The organism is uncultured Clostridium sp. (assembly GCF_934754925.1).
Taxonomy (GTDB): domain Bacteria; phylum Bacillota; class Clostridia; order Clostridiales; family Clostridiaceae; genus Clostridium.
The window spans coordinates 16,877-37,162 of sequence record NZ_CAKVJA010000011.1 but is presented as its reverse complement, the minus strand read 5'-3'; the positions used below and the strand labels follow the sequence as shown (position 1 = coordinate 37,162).

General features: G+C 28.2%; 20 protein-coding genes and 1 riboswitch. Of the genes, 3 read left to right on the top strand and 17 right to left on the bottom strand.

All coding sequences use genetic code 11. From position 1 onward, the window contains the following. The first annotated feature begins 21 nt into the window (after positions 1 to 21). Positions 22 to 933, top strand: a complete 912-nt coding sequence (locus tag Q0G30_RS05745) for a hypothetical protein (protein WP_195468248.1) — start codon at positions 22 to 24, stop codon at positions 931 to 933. Positions 934 to 1,023: 90 nt separating this feature from the next. On the opposite strand, the gene Q0G30_RS05740 is transcribed toward Q0G30_RS05745, so the two are convergent. From Q0G30_RS05740 to Q0G30_RS05720, 5 genes are all read right to left on the bottom strand, one after another. Continuing rightward, positions 1,024 to 2,004 carry a calcium/sodium antiporter gene (locus tag Q0G30_RS05740; RefSeq protein ID WP_294387726.1) on the bottom strand — a complete coding sequence of 327 codons (981 nt, stop codon included), beginning with the start codon at positions 2,002 to 2,004 and terminating at the stop codon, positions 1,024 to 1,026. Positions 2,005 to 2,224: 220 nt separating this feature from the next. Continuing rightward, positions 2,225 to 4,516, bottom strand: a complete 2,292-nt coding sequence (gene helD, locus Q0G30_RS05735; RefSeq protein ID WP_294387724.1) for an RNA polymerase recycling motor HelD — start codon at positions 4,514 to 4,516, stop codon at positions 2,225 to 2,227. 263 nt (positions 4,517 to 4,779) lie between these two features. Beyond that, positions 4,780 to 6,135: a PFL family protein gene (locus Q0G30_RS05730; RefSeq protein WP_294387721.1), complete on the bottom strand. Its 1,356-nt coding sequence runs from the start codon at positions 6,133 to 6,135 to the stop codon at positions 4,780 to 4,782. 29 nt (positions 6,136 to 6,164) lie between these two features. Then, on the bottom strand, positions 6,165 to 6,434 hold the full coding sequence (locus tag Q0G30_RS05725; RefSeq protein ID WP_294387719.1) for an ACT domain-containing protein: 270 nt from the start codon (positions 6,432 to 6,434) through the stop codon (positions 6,165 to 6,167). A 276-nt stretch (positions 6,435 to 6,710) separates the two neighbouring features. Then, positions 6,711 to 7,925, bottom strand: coding sequence for a GHKL domain-containing protein (locus tag Q0G30_RS05720; RefSeq protein WP_294387717.1), 1,215 nt, complete (start codon positions 7,923 to 7,925; stop codon positions 6,711 to 6,713). Positions 7,926 to 8,194: 269 nt separating this feature from the next. On the opposite strand from Q0G30_RS05720, the gene Q0G30_RS05715 reads away from it, so the two are divergent. Both Q0G30_RS05715 and Q0G30_RS05710 read left to right on the top strand, forming a co-directional pair. Continuing rightward, positions 8,195 to 8,776 (top strand): accessory gene regulator B family protein, encoded by a 582-nt coding sequence (locus Q0G30_RS05715; RefSeq protein WP_294387715.1) that lies wholly within the window; start codon positions 8,195 to 8,197, stop codon positions 8,774 to 8,776. Then, complete coding sequence (locus Q0G30_RS05710; protein ID WP_294387711.1) at positions 8,754 to 8,891, top strand: hypothetical protein; 138 nt, start codon at positions 8,754 to 8,756, stop codon at positions 8,889 to 8,891. Before Q0G30_RS05715 ends, Q0G30_RS05710 begins: the two co-directional genes overlap by 23 nt. Before the next feature lie 73 nt (positions 8,892 to 8,964). Here the strand turns inward: Q0G30_RS05710 and Q0G30_RS05705 are convergent, their stop codons facing one another. The 12 genes from Q0G30_RS05705 to Q0G30_RS05650 all read right to left on the bottom strand — a co-directional run bounded on the left by Q0G30_RS05705 (position 8,965) and on the right by Q0G30_RS05650 (position 20,281). Further along, positions 8,965 to 10,233: a GHKL domain-containing protein gene (locus tag Q0G30_RS05705; protein ID WP_294387708.1), complete on the bottom strand. Its 1,269-nt coding sequence runs from the start codon at positions 10,231 to 10,233 to the stop codon at positions 8,965 to 8,967. Further along, entirely contained in the window at positions 10,230 to 10,952 is a 723-nt protein-coding gene (locus tag Q0G30_RS05700; protein ID WP_294387705.1) for a LytTR family DNA-binding domain-containing protein, read from the bottom strand. The genes Q0G30_RS05705 and Q0G30_RS05700 overlap by 4 nt, the downstream gene beginning before the upstream one ends. A gap of 225 nt (positions 10,953 to 11,177) precedes the next feature. Further along, on the bottom strand, positions 11,178 to 11,633 hold the full coding sequence (locus tag Q0G30_RS05695) for an S-ribosylhomocysteine lyase (protein ID WP_294387703.1): 456 nt from the start codon (positions 11,631 to 11,633) through the stop codon (positions 11,178 to 11,180). Between the two features lie 15 nt (positions 11,634 to 11,648). Next, the gene (gene metF / locus Q0G30_RS05690; protein WP_294387700.1) at positions 11,649 to 12,536 is read right to left on the bottom strand and encodes a methylenetetrahydrofolate reductase [NAD(P)H]; all 888 of its coding nucleotides are present in this window, start codon (positions 12,534 to 12,536) and stop codon (positions 11,649 to 11,651) included. A 171-nt stretch (positions 12,537 to 12,707) separates the two neighbouring features. Further along, a riboswitch (SAM riboswitch) is annotated at positions 12,708 to 12,876 on the bottom strand. 51 nt (positions 12,877 to 12,927) lie between these two features. Next, positions 12,928 to 13,881, bottom strand: coding sequence for an MraY family glycosyltransferase (locus tag Q0G30_RS05685; protein ID WP_294387698.1), 954 nt, complete (start codon positions 13,879 to 13,881; stop codon positions 12,928 to 12,930). A gap of 150 nt (positions 13,882 to 14,031) precedes the next feature. Beyond that, positions 14,032 to 14,676: a V-type ATP synthase subunit D gene (locus tag Q0G30_RS05680; RefSeq protein ID WP_195468239.1), complete on the bottom strand. Its 645-nt coding sequence runs from the start codon at positions 14,674 to 14,676 to the stop codon at positions 14,032 to 14,034. Between the two features lie 3 nt (positions 14,677 to 14,679). Next, positions 14,680 to 16,062 carry a V-type ATP synthase subunit B gene (locus Q0G30_RS05675; RefSeq protein WP_195468238.1) on the bottom strand — a complete coding sequence of 461 codons (1,383 nt, stop codon included), beginning with the start codon at positions 16,060 to 16,062 and terminating at the stop codon, positions 14,680 to 14,682. Next, complete coding sequence (locus tag Q0G30_RS05670) at positions 16,062 to 17,831, bottom strand: V-type ATP synthase subunit A (RefSeq protein ID WP_294387693.1); 1,770 nt, start codon at positions 17,829 to 17,831, stop codon at positions 16,062 to 16,064. The genes Q0G30_RS05675 and Q0G30_RS05670 overlap by 1 nt, the downstream gene beginning before the upstream one ends. Before the next feature lie 17 nt (positions 17,832 to 17,848). Continuing rightward, entirely contained in the window at positions 17,849 to 18,160 is a 312-nt protein-coding gene (locus Q0G30_RS05665) for a V-type ATP synthase subunit F (protein ID WP_195468236.1), read from the bottom strand. Then, positions 18,153 to 19,154: a V-type ATP synthase subunit C gene (locus Q0G30_RS05660; RefSeq protein ID WP_294387690.1), complete on the bottom strand. Its 1,002-nt coding sequence runs from the start codon at positions 19,152 to 19,154 to the stop codon at positions 18,153 to 18,155. The genes Q0G30_RS05665 and Q0G30_RS05660 overlap by 8 nt, the downstream gene beginning before the upstream one ends. 11 nt (positions 19,155 to 19,165) lie before the next feature. After that, on the bottom strand, positions 19,166 to 19,750 hold the full coding sequence (locus Q0G30_RS05655; protein WP_294387687.1) for a V-type ATP synthase subunit E family protein: 585 nt from the start codon (positions 19,748 to 19,750) through the stop codon (positions 19,166 to 19,168). 48 nt (positions 19,751 to 19,798) lie between these two features. Then, positions 19,799 to 20,281 (bottom strand): V-type ATP synthase subunit K, encoded by a 483-nt coding sequence (locus Q0G30_RS05650; protein ID WP_294387682.1) that lies wholly within the window; start codon positions 20,279 to 20,281, stop codon positions 19,799 to 19,801. Positions 20,282 to 20,286 lie beyond the last annotated feature (5 nt).

The following is a 20,286-nucleotide window of genomic DNA, read 5'->3' as shown; positions in this document are numbered from 1 at the left end:
TATTAATAAGGAGGATTATATATGTCACAAGACAATTTTAACGTATTACAACCAGAAGCACTTTCTGATGAGTGCTTGATTGCAAAAAAAATATATGGTCGTTGCAAACAACAAGATTGTTTAAGACCTATTGATTGTTCACAACCACCAGTTCCACCATGTCCTAATGGAGGATTACCACCTGAAACTTCAGATTTTATAAAAATAAGTTCAAGCTTATATGGTGGTACTACATCACTTGCAAATGCAACTGGAGAAACTGGCCCATTAACAACTTCTCCTATTACACCTGGCACTGTTATCGCTTTTGATAATACTATAACTAGTATTAAAATTTCTAATTTTTCTACTGCAATTAGTAATATTTCTGTAGCATCTCCAGGACAATTTGGACTTCCTGGATTTTATGATGTAACTGTTCAATATACATTTTCATATGATTTAACATTCTATAATTCAAGTAATACTGCATTTCAATTTCTTGTAGATGGTACAACTACAAGTACAGTACCTGCTTATACAGTTTATACAAAACAAATTTCATTAGAAGGTGGAGTTGTTGATCCAAATACTTCTATAGCTATTGGAGATAGTGCACTTTGTCCTAACTGTAATATTCCTCAAAATACAAACAATGTGCCTTATGCTTATGTTCAAGCTATAGCTAGTCCATTGGTTCCTAAGATAGGACAATATCCTTCAACTCCATCAACTCCTTGTGCTACTGCAACAAGTTTGGTTTACCATGCTGACGTAGTAATTGGGCTATTTACAATTATCGAATTATACAGAATTACTAACATGACTGTAGCTTCTAGTGGACCAATAGAAGTTCCTCAATGTCAACCATCTGTAATCAATGATCCATGTGTTGGATTTAATCAATTATTATTCCCATACGATGATTTTGATCCACCATATAGAAAATGTTAACAGTCTTCATAGTGTTTTAACATTTTAATTAAGTATATAAAAAACTCTACGTGAAAGTATTAATTTTTAATTCTTTCACGTAGAGATTTTTTAATTTCTAATTATTATATAAATCATATAAATTACATAAAAAACTACTAAGATAATTCCTTCTTTTTTACCAAAGCGTTTTTCTTCACTTTTATTAATAAATATCATAATACCAATTATTAAAGTTACCACAATTAAAAATACAAAATCAAATATTAAATTATGAGATACAGCTATAGGACTTATAGCTGATGATAATCCTATGATTAATAGAATATTAAATATATTTGATCCTAATATATTTCCAAGTGCAATATCCTCTTCTCCCTTAACAGCAGCAACTACAGATGTTACTAATTCCGGTAATGATGTTCCTACAGCCACTATTGTAAGTCCCACAAGTTTTTCACTCATTCCTAATGAAGTTGCAATAAAAGTTGCTGAATCTACAACAAGTTGTCCTCCAATAATAATTCCTGCAACTCCTATAATTAACTTTAATATGCTTTTAAAAATATTTACTTCATTAGTTGATTCTAAAGCCAACTCTTCATGTATATTTTCGCTTGTTGTTTTACCTACTTTTACGGATAATATTAAATAGATTATATACGAAATACACCCTATTAATAGTATAATTCCATCAAGTCTTGATATGTAATTATCCTCTCCTCCTAGCAAAGTAGTAAACGTTAAAATCAAAAGTAATATTGTTACTAATATATTTATACTAAAATCCCTTTTAATATCAGATTTCTTAATTGTTAATGCCATTATTATAGTAGTAACCCCTAGTACCATTAATGTATTAAAAAGGTTTGAACCTAATACATTTCCTACAGCTATCTCATTGCTACCTTCAATTGATGAAATAACACTTACTGCAAGCTCTGGCGCACTTGTTCCTAATGATACTATTGTTAAGCCTACTATAACAGATGGTATCCCTAATTTTTTTGAAATATTAGATGCACCACTAACAAAAATATCTGCTCCCTTAATTAATAGAAAAAATCCTATTATTAAAAATATATAACTCATTCCCATCCTCCTATTTTTCATCCTAAATCCTATATTTTTTTCAAATTCACTAAAATTATTCTACCTTAACTAAGAATAATCTTTCAAATTAATTTTTTGTATATATTTTATAAATAATCAAGTAAGTTAATAATAGTATTTACACATCTTATTAGCTTACTTGATTTTAATTTTTATATTTTTCTAATTTAATAAATTCTATCAATTAATAATTTTATAGCTAAGATATTTCAAATTTTATATTTTTAGAAAGCTCTTCTTCTGCAATTATATACTCACTATGTAGTGCTCTAGTTAATGCTACATAAAGTAATCTTTGATTTAATATATTATCTGGATAATTTTTTTCTGTTGGATTATATATTATAGTTCCATCAAATTCTAATCCCTTTGTTAAATAAGCAGGTATTATTATTATATCTGTATTGGGACTTTCTTTTTCATTTCCCTTAATTAAAGTAAATTCTAAATCAGTACACCTTTTTAATTCTTTTTCTAAAACCTTACCTTCATTATAGGTTTTTGTTATTATTGCAATACTATGTTTTCCCTTAGAATTAAGTTTTCTTACAATTTTCTCAATGATTCTTACAGATTCTCTCCTTGAAACTGATTTAATTACTTCTGGCTTTTCTCCATGTCTCAATACTGGTCTTGCACTTTTTAACTCTAGCCCTTGAGCATTTAATGCTGAATTAGCAAATTCAATTATTTCAACAGTTGAACGATAGCTCTGGCTTAATGTTATAAATGTAGCCTTACCATCAAACACACCGTCTGTAATATCATTCCAGCTCCTAATACCCTTATAGTGATAGATACCTTGTGCTAAATCTCCAACTAAGGTTAAAGAGTTTCCCTTAGATAAACTATTAATTAAATAAATTTGAAATGGACTATAATCCTGAGCTTCATCTACTACTATATGTTTGTATTTTGATTTCTCATCAATTCCTTCTAATAGCATATATATATAGAAAAGTACTGGTAAGTCATCTTCATCTATTATTCCTTTATCATAATTTGATATTACTTCTGATTTTATATATTCAGCTAATGCTCTAGGAATTCTATTTCCAGTTGCAATTTCAAAAACTTGATCATCTTTAAATAAGTTGATATAAATATCACTACAAGTGATTCCTCGCCAATTTTTGAAATATTCATTCATTACTTTTTTTGCATCATGCTTAATATATTCCTTAAGAGTATCTCTTTCATTATATATTTCTATTAATTTATGTCTTCTTAAGTCTCCATCATCTAGCTCTCTTTTTACTTCTTTAATTTTTATATCCCATTCTCTATCAACTTGAATAATAAGACTTTCTATTCTTTCCTTTAGCTTTAATGATAGATATCTCTTTATTTCATCTTTTCTCTTATTTATAGGATAACTTTGTAAATCTTTTAGATATAGTCTCATTATTTCTCTTTTGGAAAATAGAACATAATCTGAAATTAAAATATCATCTATTTCTAAGGAACTACTTTCCAATAAGGCTATATATCTATCTATTATAGTTTTAAATATTAAATTTCCTTTAACTCTTGAAGCATTAACAATAAATTGTTTTTCTCTATGATCCCCTATTTCTATAAGCTCCTTAAGTTTATCATCTTTAGTTTTTATTTTTCCTTTTAATTTAAGGGTTTTCATAACGAGTTCTTGAAATGTTGTTTGTTTTACATCATTTGATCCTAAAGTAGGTAAAATGTCAGAAATGTAATCTATAAATAACTTATTTGGTGCTAATACTAATATATCTTTTCCTTCCATAGATTCTCTATATCTATATAAAAGATATGCTAGTCTATGTAATGCAATTGTAGTCTTTCCTGATCCTGCAGACCCTTGAACTATTATCGGAAGATTTTTAGGCCATCTTATAATATCATTTTGTTCTTTCTGTATAGTTGCAACTACTTCTTTAAGTTTTTTTCCTCTACTCTCCTCTAGATTTATTTTTAAAAACTCATCAACAAGCTCTGATCCTTCTTCTCCGTTAATAATTATTTCGTTGGTACTTTCATCAAAAATTCTATCTAAATTTTCATCATTAAATAGAAATTTTCTTTTTAAATTTAATTCACCTTCAACTACTCCCATGGGAGCCTTATAATATGCCTCTCCTCCAGTTCCACTATAATAAAGATCTGCTACTGGTGCCCTCCAATCAACAACGATTTCTTCACCGTCTATGGTAGATGTTATTCCCTTTTTGCCTATGTAGATTTTTTCTTCAGAACCAAACTTTTCACTAAAATCAACTCTACCGAAATATGGATTCTTTAATGCTTCCTCATAATTTTCTATCTCTTTTTTTAATAAATTATATATTTTTTCTGTATTTTCTTTTTCTTGATCATAACTTCCTTTAGCTTCCTTAGTTAATAATCTTAATTTTTTAGATATTTCCTCTTGATATTTTCTTTTCTCCCTAACTTCATTTAATATATCCTTACGCTTTTGCTCAAGGATCTTTTTTTCTAAAGCCAAATTTTCACTCATTACTTTTCCTCACGACCAATCTTTTTTTGTATTATTTTATGCAACATTTAATAATAATCTACTGTTGCCAATTTGTACAGTTATAATTATTTATATTATTACCTTAATTGAACATTTTTATTTTATATTTCCTATACTTTATTATATAGATTTCAATTTTTACGTCATAAACATTTAATTTTATCCAATAAAATAGAGACTCGTCAACCATTATTTATTATTTTTATAATGATTAAGCGTCCCTATATAAATGTTATTTTTAACTAATTTTTAAATGAGTGAATTGGTGCTGGTATTCTTCCTCCACGCTGAATAAAATCAAATGAAGAATACTTATTTATAGCCATTACAGGTGCTGTTCCTAATAATCCCCCAAATTCAACTAAGTCTCCTACCTTACATCCTGGGGCTGGAATAATTCTAACTGCAGTAGTTTTATTATTAATAACTCCAATAGCACTTTCATCTGCTATAATTGCTGATAAAGTTTCTGCTGTTGTATCTCCTGGCACTGCTATCATATCTAGTCCCACTGAACAAATAGCTGTCATTGCTTCTAGCTTATCTAAATTTAATGATTCATTTAATACAGCATCTATCATTCCTGCATCCTCCGAAACTGGAATAAAAGCCCCACTTAATCCACCTACATGACTGCAAGCCATTACTCCTCCCTTTTTAACTGCATCATTCAAAAGTGCTAAAGCGGCAGTTGTTCCATGAGTTCCAACAACTTCAAGCCCCATAGCCTCTAAAATATGTGCAACAGAATCTCCAACTGCAGGAGTAGGTGCTAATGATAAATCTACAATTCCAAAAGGTGTATCTAATCTTTTAGCCGCTTCGTGTGCAACTAATTGTCCTATTCTAGTAATTTTAAATGCAGTCTTTTTAATAGTTTCAGCAACTACATCAAAACTTTCTCCTTTAATCTTTTCTATAGCTCTCTGTACTACTCCTGGACCACTAACTCCAACATTTATAACTCTATCTGCTTCTCCAATTCCATGAAAGGCTCCTGCCATAAATGGATTATCCTCAACAGCATTAGCAAATACAACAAGTTTTGCACATCCAAATCCCTTTTTGTCTGCTGTTAATTCTGACGTTTTTTTAATAACTTGTCCTATTTCTTTTACTGCGTCCATATTAATTCCACATCTAGTAGATCCAACATTTACCGAAGAACAAACCTTACTGGTTTTAGCTAAAGCCTCTGGTATTGAATTAATAAGAATTCTATCTCCCTTACTGTATCCCTTATGTACTAAGGCTGAAAATCCCCCTATAAAATCTACTCCTAATTCATGTGCAACTTTATCTAATATTTGTGCAAATTTTAAATAATTAGTTTCATCTGTTGCTCCTGCAATTATTGACATAGGTGTAACTGAAATTCTTTTATTTACTATTGGTATACCAAATTCATTTGATATTTTATTTCCAACCTTAACCAAATCCTTAGCATAAGTATTAATCTTATTATATATTTTTTCTCTTGCCTTATCTCCATTACTATCTATGCAGTCTAAAAGAGAAATTCCCATGGTTATAGTTCTAATATCTAATTTTTCCTCCTCTATCATTTTTATAGTTTCTAATATATTATTTACATTCATAATTTTCCTCCCTTGAAAAACTTAATATTTTATACAGTGTACATAGAGTTGAATATTTCTTCTCTTTGAATTTTAACTTCAACACCTAAGTCTTTTCCTTTTAACTCTAAAATATTTTTAATTTTTTCAAAATTATCATTACTTAATTTCAAGTCTAACATCATTATCATTGTAAAAAATTCTCCCATTATGGTTTGATTAACATCTAAAATATTAATATTTAATTTTTGAAGTTCACTGCTTACTCCTGCTATAATTCCTACCTTATCTTTTCCTATTACTGTTAAAATTGCTTTCATTCCTAATCCTCCTTGCTTTACTTAATACTTTTCCTATAAATTATATTAATTCTACACTTTACTTACTTAATTGTCAATTTATTCCTATTGTTTGTAATGATTTTCTTATTTTCATATTAGAACATAATTAATAAAATTTAATTACTAAATTTAAATGATAATAGATAATATAAGTAATAATTTTAATTAAGAAAAAGTAAGTTAAAAAGTTAAATTTATAGATAACTAAAATAAAAAGTAGTATGAAAAATACTACTTTTATTTTTCATACTACTTCTATATCTCTATATTTATATTAAAGCTACCCTCATTAAAAAATATATTAATTTTCCCCTTATATTTGTTAACGATTTTTTTTATATTATATAATCCATATCCCCTACCAGTTCCTTTAGTTGAAAATCTGACTTTAGATATATTAGGAACCATATCTTCATTAAAGTCACTGACACTATTAACAACTTTTATTATATTATTTCCATTTTTATATGTTATATGAATATCTATGTATTTTGATTCACTTTTACTTGCAGCCTCAATTGCATTATTTAATAAATTACTTAATACTACAGTCAACTCGCTATCATCTAATGGTATATCTTCTAATTGATTATCTATTTTATAAGTACATTTTATCTCATTTTTCTCTGCTTGATTTATTTTACTTAATAATACACCCTTTAAAATAGTATTATCTATAAATGATAAATTAGTTAATAAGTTCTTATTTTCAAAAACATTTCCTATATATCTCTTTGCTCTATCTCTTAGCTCGTCCTCTTTACAAACTTGTATCATACAATATAATATATTTAAATGATTTTTATATTCATGTTCACTAGCTTTCATTTCATCAATTAACTCTTGTATCAATGGATTAATACTTTGTTTTAATTCCGACTTTTTATTTTTTTTATCTTTTTTATAAAGTCCTACAAAATAATATACATTTATAATTATCATAGCCAAAAATAAAACTCCAGTTTGTACCATCTCTGTTTTAGCTAGCGCATTATTTTGAAATAATAATTTAAAAAATAAAAATATAATAATTACATTAATACAAACTAATACTATAGAATTATATCTTTCTATAAATTCATCTACTTTAAAGTGTTTAAATTTCATAATTCTATAAATGCCATATATAATACATCCCATAGATACTAAAAGAATTATAAAATATACCCAATACGGTAAATCATTATGTCCAAATATTAAAAGCATCATAACTGAAACTATAAGTTCAATAATAACTATTATCATACTTGAAATAATTAATTCAACTATATTAACAATAATATTTTTATTATAAAACTTATTGACTATAATAATTCCTATTAAAAAAAGTAAACTAAATGCAACTATTCCATAGTCGCTAAAAACTATAAATACACTTGTTGCGACTATGCTTCCTAATACTGAATAAATAATATATCTTTTTATATTTCTATTTTCTTTGATAAAAATTATATTATATATCATTAACATACTTATGAACTCAATAAATGTTATTATTAAAATCGCCCCCTTTTTCATTTATACTTTATCATATTTTGACATTTTATTAAAGTTATACTTTCCTTTTTTAGTAATAAAATGTAATATATTTATCATATTAAGAAAAAAAACATCTTTTTTTTCCTTTTTTCTATTTCTATATTCTTTTTATGACTATTTATATGAAATTCATGTCTTTAATGGAATTTAAGTATAATTTATATTATAATAATTATGTAATACTTAAGGAGGTATATTTTTTGAGTAATCCATTTATAAAAAAACAATTAGACTTTATAGTTACAACTATTGGTTTAACTGATATTTACGAGATTGATAAAATTAGATATGGTCTAGAAATTTTCTATGGAGAACTTTCAAAGATATTAATTATGATAATACTGGCAATTCTATTAAACAAATTACCGGCATTTATCTTAATGATAACATTATTAATGTTGATAAGACCTTTTATAGGCGGAAGCCACTCAAAGAATTTTGTTAATTGTATCTTTAGAAGTAATCTTACTTTTATTCTTATATATTATTTAGCTTATATAATTCCTTCGATTAATATTATTATTCATTTAATTATAATATTAATCAGTATCGTAATTATTAGAAAATTTGATCCTGTTAACCCTCTTAGAGATGAGATTAAGAAGCAATATAAAAATTTAAAATTTAGAGATATAGTAACTTATGTTTTATTAATTTGGTTTATTTTTTCAAGTTTATTTTTATCAAATTACTATGTTAACTGTGGTTTACTAATAATTTTATATATAATAATAGATTTTTTAAAGGAGGTTTATAAAAATGAAAAAAAAATTAGCGCTTAAATTAGCTACTTTAATGTGTACAGTAACAAGCATGGCCGGGATAGCTACAATTGCAGCACCTAACTGTCTTTTACTATGGGGTGAACCAACTCCGCCATTAAAAAAAGATAAATAATATTTTTAAAAGCTATGTAAAAATAAACTTAAAACTTATTTTTACATAGCTTTTTTATATAATTATACTTATATTACTTATAAAACAATATTTTAATATCTACAATATCATCATCTAATGCTATTTGAATTTTTCCCTTATATTTATCTACTATATCTTTTACATTATATAATCCATAACCTCTACCTTCACCTTTAGTACTATATCCCATCTTGAAAATATTAGATAAATCTTCTATTTTTATTCCCTCTGTCCTATTTTTAATATTTATAGAATAAAATTTACTATCTTCATCAATAAACACTTCTAATTCTTTTTGCTTTATCATACTCGTAGCTTCTATAGCATTGTTTAATAAATTACTTAATATCACTGTAAGTTCTGAATCATCAAGTGAAATATCTTTAAAATTACTTTTTATATTATATGTATATTTAACACCTAATTTTTCTGCCCTCTGTCCTTTATTATAAAGTACAGCTTTAATTATAGTATTTTCTACATTTAAAAGCATTGAAAACTCTTCAGTATCATCAACTACATTAGCTATATACTCTTGCAACTTTTCTTTTATATCTTCTTGATTGGTAACTTGTGCTATACTCCAAATAGTATTTAAATGATTTTTATATTCATGTTCATTTGCCTTAAGCTTACCCATTAAATCATTTATTAATGGATTAAAAGAAGTTTTTATTTCACTTTTTTTCTTTTCATTAAGAGTTCTGTATAAATAGATATAAAAATAACAATTTACTCCTATCAGTATTAAACCTAATATTGTAATTGGTATAATAATCTTAGTGTTCATTAATTTATTACCCATTAACACTTTTATAAATAAGAAAAATACAAATAAATTTAATATTATTATATTTATGCTTTTATACTTAGAAAAAAGATTTGAAAATTTTATATTTTTTATAAATTTATTTGTATTCAACAAATAAATTAAAATTGACATTATACATGTTACTAATATTAAATATACTGTTGGGCTTAAATTATCATCTCCCATTGTCACATATACTATAAAGCTTATTATCAATTCAAAACCTAATACAAGTAAAGTACTGACTACTAGTTCAATAAATGTTACTATTGTATCCTTTTCTTCAAATTTACTTATTACTATCGAATTTAAAAATAATACTCCAATAAGAATAATTAATGTATCAGTATCATATACTATGGTAAATAATGAATATATAAATGAAGTAATTATAGAAAGTATGCCTATCCTTGAAATTCCCTTAAATACATTATTATTTATTAGTATATTATAAATCAATAATATAGCTAAAATTTCAATAAATGAAATTCCTATACTCATTATATTCATTGTTCAATCCCCCTTAAAAATGCTTGTCTATATGTGTAGCTTAATAAAACCACATCATCACATCCCCTTAATTTAATACTCCATACCTTTTCATAATTTTTTTCAATTTCAGTTATATATTTTATATTAATAGCAAATGATCTATGTGTTTGAAGTATATTTTCATTCCTTAAATTATTTAAAAGCTTTACTAAAGATGTTCTTTTAACATTGTATACTCCATTGATAGTATGAATATTACAACTTTTATCAATATACTCTATATAGATAATATCATTATGATATAATTTTATAGATATATTAGAATCTATATCTATAAAAGAATACTTTCCTTCTTTAATATTTCTTAACGGCGTTGAGTTTAAAAAAACATCAACAATATTTATAATATCTTTTTCCTTATACGGTTTTACTATAAAATCATAACAATGAACATTTTTAAATGCTTCTATAATGTGTACAAATTCCCCTGTTACAAATACTATTCCAGTTAAAGAATGATTTTCATGTTGTCGTATTTTTTTTGCAAGTTCTAATCCTGATGAATCTTTCAAGTGAATATCGATAAAAAATAAATGTATGTCTTTTTGATTAACAATTTTAATAGCTTCCTTTTCAGAAGCTGCTTCATATATTCTAACATCAACAAAATTTGATTTAATTATTGACGCTAATGCTTCACGTTGAATTTTTTCATCCTCAACTAATAATATATTCATAGCTGTCCCCCTAAAATATACATTTACATATATTATAGTACAATTTTAGACATTTTGCCATATTATTCACCTAATATAATACTCTATTTTATATTTTAATATTTTCCATTTAAATATTACTAAAATTTATTTAAAATCATTAAAAAAACAAGATTATATGCTAAAAAGCACCTAACCTTGCTTATTAAAATTATATTAGATTTTATATTACAAATAATTATTTAACTATTCACCATAAATATTTAAAGAAAATCCCTTTTCTAACGCTTCTTTAGCATATTCTTTAGCACCAAATAATGATAAATCTCTATAATTTCCACATTGTATATCATTAGCTGCTGGTACTTCTGTTGCCTTTAAAACTTCATTTAATGCATTTTCCACTGCTACTTTTATATCACAAGCTTCTCTATCACCAAAAATACTTAAATAAAATCCTGTTCTGCATCCCATTGGTGAAAAATCTATTATTCCCTCTAAATTATTTCTAAGTTCATATGCTAATAAATGTTCTAACCCATGCATAGCAGCAGTTCCAAAAGCTTCTTTATTAGGTTGTAAAAATCTGATATCAAACTTTGTTACAAAATCTCCTTGTGGGCCATTTAATAAACAGCATTTTCTTATATACGGTGCTTTAACCTTTCTGTGATCTAATTCAAAACTTTCTACCTTATTCATTGTTACCCTCCTATATTAAACAACTTTTTTATTATTAATTGAATTTATAATTGTGTTTATATTTTCATGTATTCTTCTTGCTACATAGGGATTATTCATTGTATATAGATGAATTCCATCTACACCTGTAGAAACTAAATCTACTATTTGTTCAACAGCATATGCAATCCCAGCTTCTCTTAAAGCATCCTTATCATATTCATATTTATTCATTATTTTAATAAACTTTTCTGGAACATAAGCACCGCATAAAGAGGATATTCTTTCTATTTGATTTTTATTTACTACTGGCATAATTCCTGCTTGAATCGGTGATTTAATTCCTAATTTTTCTTTTTCCTCTAACATATTGTAAAAGTAATTATTATCAAAAAATAATTGAGAAATAAATTGAGTTGCCCCCATTTCCTCCTTTAATTTTAAATGCAGCATATCTTCTTTAAAATCTCTGCCTTTCACATGCCCTTCGGGGTAGCATGCTCCCAAAACATTAAAATCTCCTCTCTTTTTTATATGGGATATTAGCTCATATGCATATTTAAATTCTCCTTTAGGATCTTGCCCAACAGGAATATCTCCTCTTAAGGCTAATATATTTTCTACGCCCTTTCTTTTTAAATCATCTAATATAATATCTATTTCTTCCTTAGTAGATGATATACATGTCAAATGTGCTACTGATTCTACCCCATATTTTTCTTTTACAAGTGATGATAATTCAGTTGTCCTATTATTAGTCAAACTTCCCCCTGCTCCATAAGTTACACTAATAAAATCTGGTTTTAAATCCTTTAATTCTTCTAAAGTATTATAAATAGTACTAATTGATGATGTAACCTTTGGCGGAAATATCTCAAAGGAAAATACTAACTCCTTATTATTAAATAATTCATTAATCTTCACAAAAATGCCCCCTTTAAATTATTTAGCAACTTTTAGCTTATGATATATTACACTAACTAAAATTCTTTAATAAATTTTTATTCTTATTTTTATTGCTTATTCTTTTTATAAAAATAAAAAAACCTAAAGGATATTTCCTTCAGGTTTAAAAATACTATGCCTATAAAAATACCCTTATCTATCAGCCTAAAGCTGTTGGAATTAGCACCACGTTCGGATAATAACAAGTTTCAAGCAACAAATTACAAGTTATTAATATTAACTTGCCACTTGTCATTTATCATCTATAACAGGTTGCTGGGTTTCAACGGGCCAGTCCCTCCACCACTCTTGATAAGATTTTATTAAATTATACAAAATTTTTCAGTATTTGTAAATACTTTTTTCTAAATTAAAATTTTATTAGTAGTAATAATATAGAAATAATACTACAAGTCAGACTAATTACACTTATAAACGTTACTACTTGAGTAGTATTCAATCCTTTTTCTTGAAGCCTATAGTGTATCTGACTTCTATCTGCTTGATATATAGGTTTTCCTTCTGAAAACCTCTTAAATATAACAAATATATTATCAAATATCGGAACAGCTAAAGCTAAAATCGGTATCATTAAGCTTAATATTGTTGCGCCCTTAAAGGCACCATCTAAGGCAATTATACTTAAAATAAATCCTAAAAAATTAGCTCCTGAATCCCCCATAAATACCTTTGCTGGATATTTATTGTAATATAAAAATGCTAATACAACTCCTGCCGTTATAAGTGAAAATAATAGTGATGGAGGTTGACCTAATATTATAGCTGTTGCTGCAAAAGTCATTGCTGAAATAAATGATAAACCTCCAGCTAATCCATCCATTCCATCTGACCAATTTATTACAGTAGTAACACCAAAAATCCATGTTATAGTAAGTACAAATTGGACTATAGGTGCTAATGTTATGTATTCATCTGTAAAAGGATTGGTAAATCCCTCAAAAGAAATTCCAGACTTAAATACAATTACTGCAGCTAAAAGTTGAACTATCAACCTTGGAGCAATACCAAATTCTTTTCCTATACTCTTATAATAATCATCTACTATTCCTATAATTAATATTAATAGTGACCCTATAAATATTCCATATTTTTCATCAAAATTATAATTATAAAAAGCAATAAAATATGCTATAAAGAATCCAATAAACATAGCAATTCCACCACAAAGTGGTGTTTCACCTTTATGTTTTTTTCTCTTAGTGGGTTTATCAGTAAAATTATATTTAAAAGCTAATTTCATAAGTATTGGTGTTAAAATAAATACTGTAGAAAAAGCTATTATTGTCGCTAGTAAATATTTCATTAAGATTCTCCTTAAAAATTATCATAATATGCAATATTATGTATTCTATTAGCATTATACTATTAATTTACTTCATTATCAAATATATAATTAAAGAAAAAGTTTAAGGGAGCTGCATAAAGCAACTCCCTATTGTGATAATGTAAAGATTTATTCTGCTCTTGCGTTAATTATATCCTTAACCTTCATTAATCTAGTTAAAGCTCCTCTTTCATTTTCATCAAGCTTCATTCTAATGAACTTAATTGTTTCTTCTAATTGAGGAATAGTCATATATTCAAGCGCATTAACTCTTCTTCTTGTCTTTTCAATTTCATCAGCCATTAACTGTGTTGATTTTTCAACTTCAGCTAATTCAAGAAGCTTAGGAAGTATAGATTCTAGCTTTCCTATAGCATCATCTAATTCAGAAGATGTATTGGCAAAACCATATGGATAAATGCTTCCTTCACTATCTTGTAATTGTCTGTGGAATTTCATTTGCGGAACATTAACACTCATTATGTTTTTTGTTCCTACTTCAACAGATACACTATCTTTTGGATAAGCAACTGCTTCTTCTAAAAATTCAGAACTCATTACAGCACTAGCCATAACGAAATCTTTAAATGAACCTTCAAGTTCAGCTTCTACTGATTTTCTTAATTCATTGTTATATTTAACAAGATTAATAAATTGTCTCATTAACTCATCTTGTTTGTTTTTAAGAAGCTTATGCCCTCTTGCTGCAGTAACTAATCTTTTCTTCAGCTTAGATAGCTCCATTCTAGTAGGATTGACATTTAATTTTGCCATATTCTACTCTTCATCTCCCTTTGGCATATACTTTTCAAGATATTCATCTCTGATTCTCTTAAGTTCTGTCTTAGGAAGAATCGTAAGTAATTTCCAACCTATATTTAAAGTTTCTTCGATTGATCTATTTGCTTCGAAACCTTGAGAAACATATTGTTCTTCAAATGCTTCTGCAAACTTAGCAAACTTCTTATCTGTTTCAGATAAAGCAGATTCTCCTAAGATTGCTGATAATTCTTTAGCTTGCTTACCTTGTGCATAAGCTGAGAATAATTGGTTCATTGTATCAGCATGGTCTTCTCTAGTCTTACCTTTACCTATACCTTTATCTTTAAGTCTTGAAAGTGATGGTAATACGTCAATTGGTGGCATAATACCTTTCTTATATAACTCTCTTGAAAGGATAATTTGTCCTTCTGTAATATATCCAGTTAAGTCTGGAATTGGGTGAGTTTTATCTTCTTCAGGCATTGTTAATATTGGAATTTGTGTAATTGAACCACCTCTTCCATTAATTCTACCTGCTCTTTCATATAATGTAGAAAGGTCAGTATATAAGTAACCTGGGTAACCTCTTCTACCTGGAACTTCTTTTCTAGCTGCAGAAACTTCTCTTAAAGCTTCAGCATAGTTAGTTATATCTGTCATGATAACAAGAACGTGCATATCTTTTTCGTATGCTAAGAATTCAGCAGCTGTTAATGCCATTCTTGGTGTAGCTATTCTTTCGATAGCTGGGTCAGAAGCTAAGTTCATAAATAATACAGCATTATCTATAGCACCTGTCTTCTTGAATTCATCAACGAAGAATTGAGATTCTTCGAATGTTATACCTATAGCAGCAAAAACAACGGCAAAGTTAGCATCTGAATTTAAAACAGTCGCTTGTCTTGCTATTTGTGCAGCTAATTGAGCATGTGGAAGACCTGATGCAGAGAACACTGGTAACTTTTGTCCTCTAACAAGTGTATTTAATCCATCAATTGCAGATATACCTGTTTGTATAAATTCTGATGGGTAATTTCTTGATACTGGGTTAATTGCTTCCCCATTTATATCTAATTGCTTTTCTGGTATTATTTTTGGACCGTTATCAATTGGATGACCCATTCCATCAAATACTCTTCCTAGCATATCTTCTGATACACCTAATTGAAGTGGCTTTCCTAAGAATTTAGCCTTAGTTCCTTTTAGGTTAATTCCTGATGATCCTTCGAATAATTGAACCATTGCTTTAGTTCCATTAACTTCTAGAACCTTACCTCTTCTTAATTCACCAGTTTGTAATTCAACTTCAACTAGTTCGTCATACTTAACACCGCTAACTCCTTCAACAACCATTAAAGGACCAACAACTTCTGTAATTGTTCTATACTCCTTAAGCATTAAAGAACCCCTCCTTCGTTGATTAAAGTATCAATGTTAGCTCTTAATTCAGCAGCAATTTCATCCATTCTAGATATGTTATCTTCATGGATATATTTACTTCTTGCAATCTTATCTCTTACTTCTAATTCTAAGATTTTATCTAAGTAAACACCTGCATCTAAAGCTCTTTCAGCTTCTTTTCTGAATAATAATACAAGCTTTAACATTTTGTATTGTTTATCTAATGAAGTATAAGTGTCTATTTCGTGGAAACCATTTTGTTGTAAATAGTCTTCTCTTACAGACTTAGCAACTTCTAATTTTAATCTATCTTTTTCAGATAATGCATCTATACCTACTAAGCTTACGATTTCTTGTAAACCTGATTCTTCTTGAAGTAAAGCCATTGCTTCTTGTCTTAATGCAGACCAATCTTCAGCAACTGTTTTATTTAAGTATCCATCTACAGTATCAGCATATAATGAATATGAATTAATCCAGTTTATAGCTGGGAAGTGTCTCTTATATGCAAGTTGAGCATCTAATCCCCAGAAAACTTTAACTATTCTTAATGTTGATTGTGTAACTGGCTCAGATAAGTCTCCTCCTGGAGGCGAAACTGCACCGATTGCAGTAACTGCACCTTGTCTTCCATCTTTACCTAAACAAACAACTTTACCAGCTCTTTCATAGTAGTCAGAAAGTCTTGAACCTAAGTATGCTGGATAACCTTCATCCCCTGGCATTTCTTCAAGTCTACCTGACATTTCTCTTAATGCCTCAGCCCATCTTGAAGTAGAGTCAGCCATAATTGATACTGAGTATCCCATATCTCTAAAGTATTCAGCTATTGTTATACCTGTGTATATACAAGCTTCTCTGGCAGCAACTGGCATATTTGAAGTATTAGCTATAAGAACTGTTCTCTTCATTAGAGATTCACCAGTTTTAGGGTCTTTTAATTCTGGGAACTCGTTAAGAACGTCTGTCATTTCGTTACCACGCTCACCGCATCCAACGTAAACAACTATTTCAGCATCTCCCCATTTTGCAATTTGGTGTTGAACAACTGTCTTACCTGCTCCGAAAGGACCTGGTACGGCTGCAGCCCCCCCCTTAGCTACTGGGAAGAATGTATCGATAACTCTTTGACCTGTAGTCATTGGAGCTTCTGGCTTTAATTTTTGTGCATATGGTCTACCTTTTCTTGCAGGCCATTTTTGCATTAATTGAACTTCTCTATCTCCTTTAGCTGTTTCAACAACACAAACTGTATCAACAACTGTGAAATCTCCGCTCTTTATTTCTTTAACAGTCCCTTCTATTCCATAAGGAACCATTATTTTATGTAACACAACAGCAGTTTCTTGAACTGTTCCTATTACATCTCCAGCTTCAACTTTATCTCCAACTGCAACTGTAGGGTTAAAAGTCCAAACTCTTTCTCTATTTAATGAAGTAACTGAAACACCTTTTGTTAAGAATGGTGATTGAGCTACTTTTTCAAATGCATCTAGAGGTCTTTGTATTCCATCAAACATTGACTCTATAAGCCCTGGCCCAAGTTCTATACTTAATGGTTCTCCAGTTGTAACAACTGGGTCCCCTGGCCCTATTCCTGTAGTTTCTTCGTAAACTTGGATAGATGCCTTATCGCCTCTCATTTCAATGATTTCTCCGATAAGACCTTTTTCTCCAACCTTAACCATATCATAAATATTTGCTTCGTCCATTCCTTCAGCAACAACTAAAGGACCTGCAACCTTGATTATTCTTCCGGTCTTCAAATTTCTAACCTGCCTTCCTATAAAATATTTACACCAACAGCTTTTTCTACGCTATCGCTGATTCTCTTTGAACCTATGTTTAGAGTTCCTTGATTACTTGGAATTAAGATTATAGCAGGAAGCATTTGCTTATTGTAACGTTCAATTGTTTCTTCAATAGTTACTGCAACTTGCTCTGTTATGAAGATAACTGCATATCCATTCATAGCCATTCTATCAACAGCGATTCTAGCCTCATCAGCTTCTACAACTGGAAATACATCTATTCCAATAGCTTTGAATGCTAAAACTGAGTCTTTATCACCAACTACACCGATTTTCTTATACATAAATATCACGCAGCCTTTCTCTGATTACTTCCTCAGCAATATTATTAAGCTTTCCTACCATAATAATTCTTATTATTTTAATTTCTGTTTCCTTAGCATAAATGTATGATAAAATTCTTTCTGGCCCAAATGTTACTAGCTTACCAGTTTTCATAAGATCCATAATATAATTATCACTTAACTTTTCTAAAAGATTTGCTGAATTTGTAGCTATATATCCTTCAACACCGTCTTTTATTAAATCAGAATATACACTTGTGCTTAATTTTGAAATAATATTTTCTGGCGTTTCATTTAATATAGATACTAATGTATCTTTGCTTATAGATCCACCATTAACTAATACTTCTGAAGCAAATTCTCTTCCCTTACCTTGCTTTTTAATTCTTAATAAGGTTCTAATATTTGTAGAATCAATAATTGCATTTACAAGTTTATCTGTAAATTTATAGTTTAAAGCTTTCTTTATTTCTACTAATTCTTTAAACATATATCTATCTACTATAATATCAATATTTTGAGGATCTTTATTTACTTCAAAATCAGCCATAACTTCTAGAACTGCTTTTTCAACATTTCCCTTTAAGTCTCTGAAATTGTCTGTATCAATTTTTCTCTTTAAATCACTTAAATCTTCTTTTCCTAAATCTATTAGCATATTTGAAAAATCTTTATTTAAGAATTTTCCTTTTAATAAAACCTTAATATTATGGTATTTATATTTAATGCTCATTAAATCTACGATTTCTTTTACTGGGCATAATTCATAAACTAATTTATAAACTCTTTTAAGTTCCGTGCTTAGAATTTCTTCATAATCAGCAGCTCTTTTTACATTGCCCATTATATTTGCATACTCAGTTTCCCCAAGTATTTTTAAAACCTCATCAGCAGAATTAGCTTCTAACATTCTTTCTACTTTGGCCTTATCAAGGAGTCTTGTTTCCAATACCCAAATTCTTGAAAGAGCTTGAGTAAATTGCATTACATCCATACTACCCCTCCTTAATTAAATAACACCTTTGCTACTTCAAACTCTAACTCATCTCTTAATGAGCTTACTAAAGCTTCATAAGTGCTATTTATTTCTATGCCATTATTTTCTAATATGAAACCACCTCTAAATTTACCTGGAGTTTCACTTAAACTTATTTGTGCATCTACTTTTTTATTTAATTTTTCAATAAAAGTTGTATCTACAAACTTTAATCCTGTTTCATTTAAAATTAATGTTTGCTTACCACTTAAGTTCATTGATAAAATTGTATTTTCTACAAATCTTAAGAAGTCTTCTTTAGATAATTGTGTTAATTTATCTATGCTTTTTTCAAAAACTTCATTAATAATTTCTTGCTTAGCTGCTAATTTGTTATTTCTAACCTTTAATTTAGCACTAGATATTACTCTTTCTTTTTTAGATTTTGCTTCAACTTCAGCTTTATCTAAAATTTCTTTAGCAATTTCATTGGCACTGCTTACTTTTTTAGAAATAATTTTGTCTTTTTCTTCAGCAGCAGTAGCTAAGATATTTTCCTTTCCAGCTTCTGCATCCTTAAGGATTTTAGAAGTTATATTTTTTACATTTGACATAACTTATATCTCCAATCTTTATATTGCTAATATTATTGCATGTATTAATTACATTGCCATACTTACTAGCATGAATGATATAACGAATCCTAATAATGCATAAGTTTCAACCATCGCTGCTAAGATGATTCCCTTAGTATTGTGTTCTGGTCTCTTAGCTAATATTTGAATACCTGATGCAGCAACTCTACCTTGAGCTATACCTGAGAATAAACCTGCTAAAGCGATTGGTAAACAAGCACCAATTAAGTATAAACCTTGTTCTAAAGACATTCCTGAAGACATCTTAGTGTAAGCAACGAAACCAACAACGAAACCGTATAAACCTTGTGTACCTGGTAATAATTCTAATACTAATGCTTTACCGAACTTTTCTGGTTCTTCTGTAACTAATCCTGAAGCTGCTTCCCCAACTAGTCCAACACCTTTAGCTGAACCTATACCTGATAAACCAACTGCTAATGCAACACCTAAAGCTGCAAATATTAATCCACCATTATTTTCTATAAAAAATTGTATCCATGTATTCATTTTTT

Bases quoted from the DNA above. Each gene is read 5' to 3' on its own strand.
- Q0G30_RS05745 (WP_195468248.1), top strand. From the start codon at position 22: ATGTCACAAGACAATTTTAACGTATTACAACCAGAAGCACTTTCTGAT.
- Q0G30_RS05740 (WP_294387726.1), bottom strand. From the start codon at position 2,004: ATGAGTTATATATTTTTAATAATAGGATTTTTTCTATTAATTAAGGGA.
- helD (WP_294387724.1), bottom strand. From the start codon at position 4,516: ATGAGTGAAAATTTGGCTTTAGAAAAAAAGATCCTTGAGCAAAAGCGT.
- Q0G30_RS05730 (WP_294387721.1), bottom strand. From the start codon at position 6,135: ATGAATGTAAATAATATATTAGAAACTATAAAAATGATAGAGGAGGAA.
- Q0G30_RS05725 (WP_294387719.1), bottom strand. From the start codon at position 6,434: ATGAAAGCAATTTTAACAGTAATAGGAAAAGATAAGGTAGGAATTATA.
- Q0G30_RS05720 (WP_294387717.1), bottom strand. From the start codon at position 7,925: ATGTTAATGATATATAATATAATTTTTATCAAAGAAAATAGAAATATA.
- Q0G30_RS05710 (WP_294387711.1), top strand. From the start codon at position 8,754: ATGAAAAAAAAATTAGCGCTTAAATTAGCTACTTTAATGTGTACAGTA.
- Q0G30_RS05705 (WP_294387708.1), bottom strand. From the start codon at position 10,233: ATGAATATAATGAGTATAGGAATTTCATTTATTGAAATTTTAGCTATA.
- Q0G30_RS05700 (WP_294387705.1), bottom strand. From the start codon at position 10,952: ATGAATATATTATTAGTTGAGGATGAAAAAATTCAACGTGAAGCATTA.
- Q0G30_RS05695 (WP_294387703.1), bottom strand. From the start codon at position 11,633: ATGAATAAGGTAGAAAGTTTTGAATTAGATCACAGAAAGGTTAAAGCA.
- Q0G30_RS05685 (WP_294387698.1), bottom strand. From the start codon at position 13,881: ATGAAATATTTACTAGCGACAATAATAGCTTTTTCTACAGTATTTATT.
- Q0G30_RS05680 (WP_195468239.1), bottom strand. From the start codon at position 14,676: ATGGCAAAATTAAATGTCAATCCTACTAGAATGGAGCTATCTAAGCTG.
- Q0G30_RS05675 (WP_195468238.1), bottom strand. From the start codon at position 16,062: ATGCTTAAGGAGTATAGAACAATTACAGAAGTTGTTGGTCCTTTAATG.
- Q0G30_RS05665 (WP_195468236.1), bottom strand. From the start codon at position 18,160: ATGTATAAGAAAATCGGTGTAGTTGGTGATAAAGACTCAGTTTTAGCA.
- Q0G30_RS05660 (WP_294387690.1), bottom strand. From the start codon at position 19,154: ATGGATGTAATGCAATTTACTCAAGCTCTTTCAAGAATTTGGGTATTG.
- Q0G30_RS05655 (WP_294387687.1), bottom strand. From the start codon at position 19,750: ATGTCAAATGTAAAAAATATAACTTCTAAAATCCTTAAGGATGCAGAA.
- Q0G30_RS05650 (WP_294387682.1), bottom strand. From the start codon at position 20,281: ATGAATACATGGATACAATTTTTTATAGAAAATAATGGTGGATTAATA.